Consider the following 11,609-nt stretch of genomic DNA (forward strand, 5'->3'; position numbering starts at 1 on the left):
CTAGCCTCCGGTAACCGGCGGGAAGAAAGCCACTTCACACCCATCTGCCAGCATGGCCGACTCGTCGCTCATGACCTGGTTGAGTGCCAGGCGCACGGCGCGGCCGCGGGCCAGGGCGGCGCCGGTTGCGCCGGGGCGCTGTATCAGTTCGTCACGCAGTTGGGCCAGTGTGGTGGACTGGGTTTGCAGGACTTCAGAAGAAGTTCCTGCGGCCTCGCGGATGGAGGCAAAGTAGCGCACCGTGATCTTCATGCCAGCAACTCTGCAAAGGAAATAAAGCGCACGGTATCACCCGGCGCAATGGTCTGCCCGGCAGGGTTATCCACCAGGCCGTCACCCCAGACGGCTGAGGTCAGCACGCCCGAGCTCTGGTTGGCAAACAGGTCCAGGCCACCTTGGGCGTTACGGCGCACGCGCAGGAATTCCTGGCGCTTGTCGGCGCGCGGCCAACTGAAATCGGCGCGCATGCTGGCTCCCTTTGGCGCAACATCGGTCACGCCCTGCAAGCGCAGCAAAAAGGGCCGCACCAGCAGCAAAAAAGTCACAAAGCTGGACACCGGGTTGCCGGGCAGGCCAATGAAATGGGCCGCACCCACCGTGCCCTTGGCAAAGGGCTTGCCGGGTTTGATGGCGATTTGCCACAGGTCCAGTTGCCCAAGCGTCTGCACAGCGGGCTTGATGTGGTCTTCTTCGCCCACCGAGACGCCACCGCTGGTGAGGATCACATCGTGCGCGGCACTGGCATCGCGCAGGGCCTGCACGGTGGCGTCCAGCTTGTCGGGCACGATGCCGAAGTCGGTGACCTCGCAGCCCATACGGCGCAGCAGGCTGTTCAGGAAAAATCGGTTGGAGTTGTAGATGGCGCCGGGCGGCATGTCCTGAGGCGCTACGGTGCCCGGCATCACCAGTTCATCACCGGTAGAGAACAGAGCCACGCGCGGGCGGCGCAGCACCGTTAATTGGTCCAGGCCAATGCTGGCGGCCAGGCCGAGTTCGGCGGGTCCCAAGCGCTGGCCGCGCGACAGCACCACGTCCCCCCGGGCCACGTCTTCACCGGCACGGCGAATCCATTGGCCGGGCTGCGGTGCGGTGTTGACCTGCACGCGGGCCGCATCGCCTTCCTGGACGGGCAGCAGTGCACAGTCTTCCTGCATCACCACCGCATCGGCTCCTGCGGGAATAGGGGCACCGGTAAAAATGCGGACCACCGTCTGCGGCAGCAACGGCGCACCAGCCGAGCCTGCCGGGATACGCTGGGAAACCGGCATCTGCACACCCGGAGTGCCCACGTCCTGTACCCGCAAGGCGTAGCCATCCATGGAGCTGTTGTCCTGCGGCGGCACGTGCAGTGCGGAGACCACATCGGCGGCCAACACACGGCCATCGGCCTCCAGGGTGGCAACCTGCTGGGTGCCGGCAACGGGCAAGGCCGCAGCCAGCAGTTGCGCCAGCGCCTCGGAAAGCGGTTTAAGCGGCGCGCGCTGCGGTGCTGCCATGGTGGTGTCTTTTCAGTAGCCGCACTCGCGTGCAATCAGCGCCTTGATGGGGTCCGCGTCCGCGGCCATCACCTGCACGCGCTTGGGGAGTGCCTCTATGCCTTCGAAGCCAGCGGGGCGCTCGGGCTCGCGGCCCAGGGCTTCCACGATGGTGGCGGCGAACTTGATGGGCAGAGCGGTTTCCAGCACGATCATGGGGTGCGCGGGCGTGCGCAATTCCTGCGCCACCTTGAGGGCGTCGGCGGTGTGCGTGTCGATGATGAAGCCGTGCTGCTCCCAGGTGGCGCGTATGGTGGCCAGGCGGTCGGCATGGGTGCTCTTGCCGCTGACAAAGCCGTAACGGCTGGCAGCTTGTGCAAACAGCGGGTCTGCACTCAGGTCAAAGCGGCCGGTCTTGCTCAGGCCTTCGCCAAACAGGGCCTTCACGCGCTCGCCGTCACGGCCCAGCAGGTCGAACACAAAGCGCTCGAAATTGCTGGCCTTGGAGATGTCCATGGAGGGGCTGGAGGTCTCGAAGGTGTCGGCGCTACCGCGCACACGGTAGATGCCGGTGCGGAAGAACTCGTCGAGCACATCGTTCTCGTTGGTGGCCACCACCAGTTGGGCAATGGGCAGGCCCATCATGCGCGCCACATGGCCGGCGCAGACGTTGCCAAAGTTGCCGCTGGGCACGGCAAACGACACCTGCTCGGCATTGCTTTCCGTGGCCTGGATGTAGCCGGCAAAGTAGTACACCACCTGGGCCAACAGGCGGGCCCAGTTGATGGAATTGACGGTGCCAATTTTGTACTTGCGCTTGAAGTCCAGGTCGTTGCTGACGGCCTTGACGATGTCCTGGCAGTCATCGAACACGCCTTCCACGGCGATGTTGTAGATGTTGGCATCCTGCAGGCTGAACATCTGGGCCTGCTGGAAGGGGCTCATGCGGCCGTGCGGGCTGGTCATGAAGACGCGCACGCCTTGCTTGCCGCGCATGGCGTATTCGGCCGCACTGCCGGTGTCACCGCTGGTGGCGCCCAGGATGTTGAGCTCTTCACCGCGGCGGGCCAGCTCAAACTCAAACAGGTTGCCCAGCAGCTGCATGGCCATGTCCTTGAAGGCCAGGGTCGGGCCGTTGGACAGGGCCTCGATCCACAGCCCCTCTTCCACGTGGCGCAGGGGCACGATCTCACCCGTACCAAACACCTCGGCGGTATAGGTCTTGGCGCACAGGGCACGCAGGTCGGCTGCCGGGATGTCGTCGATGTAGAGAGACAGGATCTCGAAGGCCAGCTCGGCATAGCCCTGGCTGTGGTAGACCGTGCGCCAGCGGTTGAGCGTGTCGTCGCTGACCTGCGGATAGCTCTCCGGCAGGTACAGCCCGCCGTCCGGCGCCAGGCCTTCGAGCAGGATTTCACAGAAGCGCTTGCGCTCAGGTGAGGAGGCAGCGGCGCGGGTGCTCAGGTATTTCATGCCAGTTCTTCCTTGCGGATGCGGGTGATGGGCTCCAGCACGGTGGGCAGCGCCTGCATGGCAGCCAGCGCCACGTTCATCCGGGCTTCCACACAGTCGTGGGTCAGGATGATGAGGTCGGTCTGGGTGGCATCCACGCCGCCCACTTCGTCGGCTTCGCGCTGCAGCACGGCGTCAATGCTGATGCCGGACTCGGCCAGAATGCCGGTTACCTTGGCCAGCACACCGGCCTGATCGGCCACGCGCAGGCGCAGGTAGTAGCTGGTCACCACGTCGGCCATGGGGAGGATGGGGGTGTCGCTCATGGCGTTGGGCTGGAAGGCCAGGTGCGGCACGCGCTGCGCCGAATCGGCGGTGTGCAGGCGGGTGATGTCCACCAGGTCGGCAATCACGGCACTGGCCGTGGGCTCGGAGCCTGCGCCCTTGCCGTAGTAGAGCGTGGTGCCAACGGCGTCGCCCTGCACTACTACCGCGTTCATGGCGCCTTCCACGTTGGCAATCAGGCGCTTGGAGGGCACCAGACTGGGGTGCACGCGCAGCTCGATGCCCTCGGGGCGGCGCTTGGCAATACCCAGCAGCTTGATGCGGTAGCCCAGTTGTTCGGCGTACTTGATGTCCTGGGCAGAGAGCTTGGTGATGCCTTCCACATAGGCCTTGTCAAACTGCACCGGCACGCCAAAGGCGATGGCCGACATGATGGTGGCCTTGTGGGCCGCGTCGATACCTTCGATGTCGAAGGTGGGGTCGGCCTCGGCATAGCCCAGGCGCTGCGCTTCCTTCAAAACCACGCCAAAGTCCAGTCCCTTGGAGCGCATCTCGGACAGGATGAAATTGGTGGTGCCGTTGATGATGCCGGCGATCCACTCGATGCGGTTGGCCGTCAGGCCTTCGCGCAGGGCCTTGATGATGGGGATGCCGCCGGCCACGGCCGCCTCGAACGCCACCATCACGCCCTTGGCGGAAGCAGCTGCAAAAATCTCGGTTCCGTGCACGGCCAGCAGCGCCTTGTTGGCGGTGACCACATGCTTGCCCGCCGCAATGGCCTCCAACACCAGGGTCTTGGCAATGCCGTAGCCGCCAATCAGCTCGATGACGATGTCGATGTCGGGGTTGGCAATCACCTTGCGGGCGTCGTTGACCACCTGCACGTCGGGGCCAACCACGGCACGGGCGCGCGCCTCGTCCAGGTCCGCCACCATGGTGATTTCGATGCCGCGGCCGGCGCGGCGCTGGATTTCCTGCTGGTTGCGCTTGAGCACATTGAAAGTGCCGCTGCCCACAACGCCAATGCCCAAAAGGCCTACTTGAATCGGTTTCATAAAGTTCTTCGCTTAAAAAAGGTTGGGCCCGTGCGCTTGCACCGGCCACTGATCAGAAATGCTTATTTGGCGTAACGCTTGCGGTAGGTTTCCAGGAACTTGGCCACACGGCCAATGGCTTCACGCAGGTCGTCCTCGTGGGGCAGGAAAACGATGCGGAAGTGGTCCGGCGTCTTCCAGTTGAAGCCGGTTCCCTGCACCAGCATGACCCGGGTTTCCTGCAGCAGCTCCATGAAGAACTGCTGGTCATCTTCAATCGGATAGACCGCGGGGTCCAGCTTGGGGAACATGTACAGCGCTGCACTGGGTTTGACACAGGTGACACCGGGGATCGCAGTGATCAGCTCATGGGCCAGATCGCGTTGGCGGCGCAGCCGTCCGCCCTCGCCCACCAGTTCATTGATGCTCTGGTGGCCGCCCAGCGCCGTCTGTATGGCCCACTGCCCTGGCACATTGGCACACAGGCGCATGTTGGAGAGCATGTTCAGGCCCTCGATGTAGTCCCGGGCCACCCGTTTGTCGCCCGACACCACCAGCCAACCCGCGCGGTAGCCGCAGGAGCGGTAGCTCTTGGACAGGGAATTGAAGGTAAGCGTCAGCACATCCTGGCTGAGCGAGGCAATGGGCGTGTGTTTGACACCGTCGTACAGCACCTTGTCATAGACCTCGTCCGCAAATATCACCAGGCCGTGCTCGCGCGCAATGTCCACAATGGCCAGCAGCGTCTCGTCGGAATACAGGGCGCCCGTGGGGTTGTTGGGGTTGATGACCACGATGCCGCGGGTGGCCGGGGTGATCTTGGCGCGGATATCGTCCAGGTCCGGCATCCAGCCCCGGGACTCGTCGCAGCGGTAGTGCACCGGCGTGCCGCCAGACAGGCTGGTAGCGGCCGTCCACAGGGGATAGTCGGGGGCGGGCAAGAGCAGCTCATCGCCATCATCGAGCAGGCCGTTGGTGGCCATCACAATCAGCTCGGATGCGCCATTGCCCAGGTAGATGTCATCCAGGGTAACGCCCAGAATGCCCTGCTTCTGGGTCTCGTGCATGACCGCCTTGCGCGCCGCAAAAATACCCTTGCTGTCGGAGTAACCGGCCGAATTGGGCAGGTTGCGAATCATGTCCTGCTGGATTTCTTCGGGGGAATCAAAACCGAACACCGCCAGGTTGCCGATGTTGAGCTTGATGATCTTTTGGCCTTCCTCTTCCATCTGGCGCGCGCGGTCCATGATGGGTCCGCGGATGTCGTAACAGACGTTGGCCAGCTTGGCTGATTTTCTAATGGTTCTCAAAGTCTCTCCAACAGGGTTGTCAGGGCTAAACCTATAATTTGACCACAGTTATCTGCCCGTTTTGTCTGGACCATTTTCCATGGCCCGGCGGGCTCAGACGTACACCTGCGCACACCATGAAACTATTGCCCGACGCCGCCAGTGGCCCCACTATCACCGGCTATGGAGCGGGTTGGGTCAGCGTGAATGGGGAGAAGTTCACCAGCAACGTGTTTGTGAACGCCCAGTCGGGCAGCACCTTGTGGCAGTGCCCGGGCTTTGAGGGACTGCTGCCGGAGCACTTCGACCTGTTTGCCGAACTGCAACCGGAGCTCATCATTTTTGGCAGTGGGGAACGAATTCGCTTCCCGCATCCCGGTTGCTTGCAAAACCTGTATGCCAAACGCATCGGGGTGGAAACCATGGACACCCAGGCGGCCTGTCGTACCTTCAATTTTTTGGCAGCCGAAGGCAGGAGAGTGATTGCAGCTCTTTTGCTGTGAGCCGTTGACCGGGCGCATTCAGGCCCTTGAACGTTTCAGAGTAAAATCGCAGGTTGCAGTCGAGGATGCGTTGCGCTGTCACGCGAAACATCCTTCACCTTGAATGACACCTGTACGCGAGACTTTTATACCCTATGGCGATCGTTGTCAATAAACCACTCCCCGAGTTTGAAGCCAATGCCACCGGCGGCATCAAAGTGAGCAACACGTCTCACAATGGCAAAACCATGGTCTTGTACTTCTACCCCAAGGACAATACCCCCGGATGCACCACGGAAGCCATGCAATTCCGTGACAAGTACAAGGACTTCGTAAAAGCCGGCGCAACCGTGTTTGGCGTGTCCCGCGACAACATGAAGTCCCATGATGAGTTCAAGACCAAGCTTGAACTGCCGTTTGAACTGATTGCCGACACAGAAGAAAAAATGTGCCACATGTTCGGCGTGGTCAAGAACAAGATCATGTACGGCAAGAAGGTCAAGGGCATTGAACGCAGCACCTTTCTGGTGGGCGCCGATGGCCTGCTGAAAGAAGAGTGGCGCGGCCTCAAAGTACCAGGTCATGTGGATGAAGTACTCAAGTCGGTCAAGTTGCTCAACAAGAAGGCTGCATAAGCCGGTCTTTGTTGCGATGCTTGTTGTTTTGAGACACGTGCGCTGGCGGTGTCTTGAAGCTTATGCATAATGGCCTTCATGCCGTTGAATCTTGCGACCGTGCTCCCGACAAAAGCCACCTTGGCTCAAGGTGGCTTTTTCACTTTTGCGGCATTGATTTCCAATAAACCTTTCTTCACGAGCCACACTACATGCCACTGCCCCCTGCCCCCTCCAAGCGTGCTGACAGTCTGCCTGCCAAGGCCTTTGATGCATCTGCACAGCTAGCCAGCCGTCCGCCGCGCAAGGCGGCCCGTGTTGTTGACGTTTCGCAAACCCAGGGTGTTGTAGTTCCCATCAGTAAACCGGTTGCCAAGGAAGCACCCAAGTCTGCACCGCAGCTTGCTTCCCAGGAAGCCCCGGTTCAACTTGGCAAGCCCGCACTCAAGCCTATTGGCATTGCCAAGCGCGGCAAGCGCGCAGAGACAGGCCCGACCAAGCTCTTCGTGCTGGACACCAATGTGCTGATGCACGACCCGATGTGCCTGTTCCGCTTTGAAGAGCACGACATCTACCTGCCCATGATCGTGCTGGAAGAGCTCGACGGCCACAAAAAGGGTATGACCGAAGTGGCCCGCAATGCGCGCCAGACCAGCCGCACGCTGGATGCCCTGGCGGGCACACCGGGCGCCGACATCACAGCGGGCTTCCAGTTGGCCAGCACCGGACACCGTGACGCACGTGGCAAGCTGCTATTCCAGACGCAGCCTCTGGATTACGCCCTGCCCACCAGCCTGCCCCAGGGCAAGGCCGACAACCAGATCCTGGGTGTGGTGGAAGCCCTGCGCAAGCAGTTTGCCCCACGCGAAGTGGTGCTGGTGTCCAAGGACATCAATATGCGCGTCAAGGCCCGTGCCCTGGGCCTGGCCACGGACGATTACCAGAATGACAAGACGCTGGAAGACGGCGACCTGCTGTACTCTGGCGCCCTGGCCCTGCCCTCGGATTTCTGGGCTACCCATGGCCAGAGCGTGGAGAGCTGGCAGCAGGGTCAGCACACCTTTTACAAGGTGGACGGACCTTCCGTGCCCAGCATGCTGATCAACCAGTTTGTGTACTTCGAGTCTCCCGGCGAGCCCAGCCTGTATGCCCGCGTGACCGAAATCCGCGGCACCACCGCAGTCCTCAAGACGCTCAAAGACTTTAACCACCTCAAGAACGCAGTATGGGGTGTCACCACCCGCAACCGCGAGCAGAACTTCGCCATGAACTTGCTGACCGACCCCGAAGTGGACTTCGTGACACTGACCGGAACGGCCGGCACCGGCAAGACCCTGATGGCCCTGGCTGCGGGCCTGACGCAGGTGCTGGACGACCGCCGCTACACCGAGATCATCGTCACCCGCGCCACCGTCAGCGTGGGCGAGGACATTGGTTTCCTGCCAGGCACCGAAGAGGAAAAGATGGGTCCGTGGATGGGCGCGCTGGACGACAACCTGGAAGTGCTGGGCAAGACCGACACCAACGCCGGCGAATGGGGGCGTGCCGCCACCAATGAGCTGATCCGCAGCCGCATCAAGATCAAGAGCATGAACTTCATGCGCGGACGCACCTTCCTGAACAAGTACGTGATCATCGACGAGGCGCAAAACCTGACGCCCAAGCAGATGAAGACCTTGATCACCCGCGCAGGCCCGGGCACCAAGATCATCTGCATGGGCAACCTGGCCCAGATTGACACGCCCTACCTGACCGAAGGCTCCTCCGGCCTGACCTTTGCCGTGGACCGCTTCAAGGGCTGGCCGCACGGTGGCCACATCACGCTGGCGCGTGGTGAACGCTCTCGCTTGGCGGACTTCGCCAGCGAAGTCCTTTAATTAGTAATCTCCGCTACCACCACTCGCCAGGTTTTCAAACTTGGTGATGTTGCGCAGGAAAGCGAGCTTGACGGTCCCGGTGGGACCGTTTCGCTGTTTGGCGATGATCACTTCGGCCACACCCGGCTCCTTGCAGGCTTCCTTGGTGTAGTACTCGTCGCGGTAGATGAACATGATGATGTCGGCATCCTGCTCAATGGCGCCAGACTCGCGCAAGTCGCTCATCATGGGGCGTTTGTCGGGGCGTTGCTCCACGCTGCGGTTGAGCTGCGAGAGCGCAATCACCGGGCACTTGAGCTCGCGTGCCAGCATCTTCAGACCCCGCGAAATCTCGCCCAGTTCGGTGGCGCGGTTGTCGCCGCCGTCGCTGTTGCTGCCGCTCATCAGCTGCAGGTAATCCACCACGATCAGGCCGAGTTGCCCGTACTGGCGCGACAGGCGCCGTGCGTTCGCCCGCACCTCGCTGGAGGTCAGGCCCGGGCTCTCGTCGATGTGCAGGGAGATGGTGCGCAGCTTCTCCACCGCCTCGGTCAGGCGCGGCCATTCTTCATCGGTGAGCTTGCCGGTACGCAGGTGTCCCTGGTCGATGCGGCCAATCGAGCCCACGATACGCACGGCCAGTTGGGCCGCGCCCATTTCCATGGAGAACACGGCTACCGGCAGGCCTTCGTTCAGGGCCACGTTCTCGGCGATATTGATGGCCAGGGCGGTCTTGCCCATGGAGGGGCGCGCCGCCAGCACAATCAGGTCACCGGCCTGGAGGCCCGCGGTCTGGCGGTCGAAGTCATAAAAGCCGGTGCGCACGCCGGTGACGTCATTGGGGTTGTCAGCCATCTCCTGGACCCGGTCCAGCAGATTGACCACCAGCGTATCCATGGCCTGGAAGCCCTGCTTGTTGCGCTTGCCCTGTTCGCCAATGTTGAAGATTTTCTGCTCGGACTCGTCCACGATTTGTGACACCGCCCGGCCCTGCGGGTTGAAGGCATTGGTGGCAATCTCGTCGCTGGCGCTGACCAGTTTGCGCAGGATGGAGCGGTCCCGCACGATCTCGGCGTAGCGGCGGATGTTGCTGGCGCTGGGTACGTACTGTGCCAGCGAGTTCAGATAGGCCAGGCCGCCAATTTCCTCGGCCTTGCCCTGGCTTTGCAGGTGCTCATAGACCGTGATCACGTCGGCCGGTTTGCTGCCATTCACCAAGGTGCCAATGGCGCCATAAATCAGCTTGTGTTCGTAGCGGTAAAAATCGCTCTCCACCAGCACATCGCCCACCCGGTCCCAGGCATCGTTGTCCAGCAACAGGCCGCCGAGCACGCTGGATTCGCCTTCAATGGAGTGCGGCGGAATGCGAAGTGCGGCGATCTGGCGGTCTTGCCCGTACTCATCGAAAGGCGAAATAACGGCTGACATGGATATTCCTTGTAACCCTGCATGCTACGTCGCTACGGCTGCGGCGTCGAGGGTAAAAGCTGGGGACAACGGGTCGCAAAAGCTGTGCACAAGCTGTGCGGAGCACGGGATAAGCCGGCCCACAAATACAAAAGCCGCAGGGGACAAAGCCCCGGCGGCTCTTGTTGGGGCCCGAGCCTGCAAGCAGGCCGGACCTTCGCAGGCAATTAAGCGGTTTCGCCGTACACGGACACGGTGATGTCAACCACCACGTCAGTGTGCAGAGCCACGCTCACGGTGCTGTCGCCAATGACCTTGATCGGGCCGTTGGGCATACGCACGTGGGACTTGGCAACTTTGTATCCGTTCTTGGCCAGTTCTTCGGCGATGTCGAAGTTGGTCACAGAACCGAACAAGCGGCCATCCACACCGGCCTTTTGGGTCAGCTTGATGGTCGTGCCACCGAGCTTGGCGCCCAGTGCCTGGGACTCAGCCAGCTTCGCAGCAGCGGCCTTTTCCAGTTCGGCACGGCGGGCTTCGAATTCTGCCTTGGCAGATTCGGTAGCGCGGCGGGCACGGCCGGAGGGGATCAGGAAGTTGCGGGCGTAGCCATCTTTGACCTTGACGATTTCGCCGAGGTTACCGAGGTTGACAACCTTGTCGAGCAGAATGATTTGCATGTGTCTTGCTCCTTAGATCTTGTGCTGGTCGCTGTAAGGCAGCAACGCGAGAAAGCGTGCGCGCTTGATAGCGGTGTTCAGTTGGCGCTGGAAAATGGCGCGGGTACCGGTCAGGCGTGCGGGTATGATCTTGCCGTTTTCGGCAATGAAGTCACGCAGCGTGTCGATGTCTTTGTAGTCAATCTCTTCCACACCGGTCACGGTGAAGCGGCAAAAGCGCTTGCGCTTGAACAGCAGGGATTGTGTGTTGCGCTTGGGGCGCTTGTCTTTGTTGAAACGTTTTGGTCCGGGCATGATGGACTCCTAAAAATTAAACTTGCAAAAAATCCTGAATATGAAAAACGACTGACTTTCCCTGGCGTGCATTGGCAAGAAACCCTTTGAAATCCCATTCGCTGCCTATCGCCTGTTTGGCGAGTCGCTCAGCTTCCGGTCCAAAGGCCACTGCCTTGATAGTCATCTTCACGGTTCTGATTCCACCGGCTTCCTGTATTTGCGACTCGTGTTCGAGTCTGCAGTTCAGGGCCGGCAGTCCTGCCGGTGTGTAGCGCATGGGTTCAACCTCTGCGATACAGGCTTTCAGTTCCAGTGAATTGGCTTGCACTCCTTGCTGGGAAAAGTATCAGATCCTCAACAATCAGGCTTGTTGTTGGTATTCGGCCTGTTGTGCCTTGCGGGCGTCTTCACGCTCAACGGTCTTCATCATGGAGGAAGGACCGGTGTCAGCCTTCTTCTTCAGAACCGTCAGGTGACGCAGCACGGCATCGTTGAACTTGAACGCGTGTTCCAGTTCAGCCATCACAGCCTGGTCGGCCTCGATGTTGATGCACAGGTAGTGCGACTTGGCCAGCTTGTTGATCATGTACACCATCTGACGACGGCCCCAATCTTCAACACGGTGCACCTTGCCACCGCCAGCGGTGATCATGCCCTTGTAACGCTCCAGCATGGCGGGAACTTGTTCGCTCTGATCCGGGTGGATCATGAGGATGATTTCATAATGACGCATTGATACTCCTTGTGGATGTCCCCGGA

At 61.0% G+C, this 11,609-nt stretch carries 13 protein-coding genes; 3 read left to right on the forward strand and 10 right to left on the reverse strand.

The annotated features are described in order from the left end of the window. The 5 genes from moaD to DIC66_RS02515 form a co-directional block, all read right to left on the reverse strand. On the reverse strand, window positions 1-252 hold the full coding sequence (gene moaD, locus DIC66_RS02495; RefSeq protein ID WP_117173676.1) for a molybdopterin converting factor subunit 1: 252 nt from the start codon (window positions 250-252) through the stop codon (window positions 1-3). Then, window positions 249-1,496: a molybdopterin molybdotransferase MoeA gene (locus tag DIC66_RS02500; RefSeq protein ID WP_117173678.1), complete on the reverse strand. Its 1,248-nt coding sequence runs from the start codon at window positions 1,494-1,496 to the stop codon at window positions 249-251. Before DIC66_RS02500 ends, moaD begins: the two co-directional genes overlap by 4 nt. 12 nt (window positions 1,497-1,508) lie before the next feature. After that, entirely contained in the window at window positions 1,509-2,948 is a 1,440-nt protein-coding gene (gene thrC, locus DIC66_RS02505; protein WP_117173680.1) for a threonine synthase, read from the reverse strand. Next, window positions 2,945-4,267 carry a homoserine dehydrogenase gene (locus DIC66_RS02510; RefSeq protein WP_117173682.1) on the reverse strand — a complete coding sequence of 441 codons (1,323 nt, stop codon included), beginning with the start codon at window positions 4,265-4,267 and terminating at the stop codon, window positions 2,945-2,947. The genes thrC and DIC66_RS02510 overlap by 4 nt, the downstream gene beginning before the upstream one ends. 62 nt (window positions 4,268-4,329) lie before the next feature. After that, window positions 4,330-5,556: a pyridoxal phosphate-dependent aminotransferase gene (locus tag DIC66_RS02515; protein ID WP_117173684.1), complete on the reverse strand. Its 1,227-nt coding sequence runs from the start codon at window positions 5,554-5,556 to the stop codon at window positions 4,330-4,332. Between the two features lie 116 nt (window positions 5,557-5,672). On the opposite strand from DIC66_RS02515, the gene DIC66_RS02520 reads away from it, so the two are divergent. The 3 genes from DIC66_RS02520 to DIC66_RS02530 all read left to right on the forward strand — a co-directional run bounded on the left by DIC66_RS02520 (window position 5,673) and on the right by DIC66_RS02530 (window position 8,508). Then, window positions 5,673-6,038: an Mth938-like domain-containing protein gene (locus DIC66_RS02520; protein ID WP_117173686.1), complete on the forward strand. Its 366-nt coding sequence runs from the start codon at window positions 5,673-5,675 to the stop codon at window positions 6,036-6,038. Between the two features lie 134 nt (window positions 6,039-6,172). Next, window positions 6,173-6,652 carry a peroxiredoxin gene (locus DIC66_RS02525; protein ID WP_117173688.1) on the forward strand — a complete coding sequence of 160 codons (480 nt, stop codon included), beginning with the start codon at window positions 6,173-6,175 and terminating at the stop codon, window positions 6,650-6,652. A 191-nt stretch (window positions 6,653-6,843) separates the two neighbouring features. Beyond that, on the forward strand, window positions 6,844-8,508 hold the full coding sequence (locus DIC66_RS02530; RefSeq protein WP_117173690.1) for a PhoH family protein: 1,665 nt from the start codon (window positions 6,844-6,846) through the stop codon (window positions 8,506-8,508). Here the strand turns inward: DIC66_RS02530 and dnaB are convergent, their stop codons facing one another. The 5 genes from dnaB to rpsF form a co-directional block, all read right to left on the reverse strand. Continuing rightward, entirely contained in the window at window positions 8,509-9,915 is a 1,407-nt protein-coding gene (gene dnaB, locus DIC66_RS02535; RefSeq protein ID WP_117173692.1) for a replicative DNA helicase, read from the reverse strand. It lies immediately after the preceding gene. A 206-nt stretch (window positions 9,916-10,121) separates the two neighbouring features. Further along, a complete protein-coding gene (rplI, locus tag DIC66_RS02540) occupies window positions 10,122-10,574 on the reverse strand; it encodes a 50S ribosomal protein L9 (protein ID WP_117173694.1) in 453 nt (150 codons plus the stop codon). 12 nt (window positions 10,575-10,586) lie between these two features. Next, window positions 10,587-10,868, reverse strand: a complete 282-nt coding sequence (gene rpsR, locus DIC66_RS02545) for a 30S ribosomal protein S18 (RefSeq protein WP_117173696.1) — start codon at window positions 10,866-10,868, stop codon at window positions 10,587-10,589. 16 nt (window positions 10,869-10,884) lie between these two features. Beyond that, entirely contained in the window at window positions 10,885-11,178 is a 294-nt protein-coding gene (priB, locus tag DIC66_RS02550) for a primosomal replication protein N (protein ID WP_420820470.1), read from the reverse strand. Window positions 11,179-11,211: 33 nt separating this feature from the next. Further along, complete coding sequence (rpsF, locus tag DIC66_RS02555; protein WP_117173698.1) at window positions 11,212-11,583, reverse strand: 30S ribosomal protein S6; 372 nt, start codon at window positions 11,581-11,583, stop codon at window positions 11,212-11,214. Between the last annotated feature and the right edge of the window lie 26 nt (window positions 11,584-11,609).

Origin of the sequence: Rhodoferax lacus, from assembly GCF_003415675.1 — a bacterium.
GTDB lineage: Bacteria > Pseudomonadota > Gammaproteobacteria > Burkholderiales > Burkholderiaceae_C > Allorhodoferax > Allorhodoferax lacus.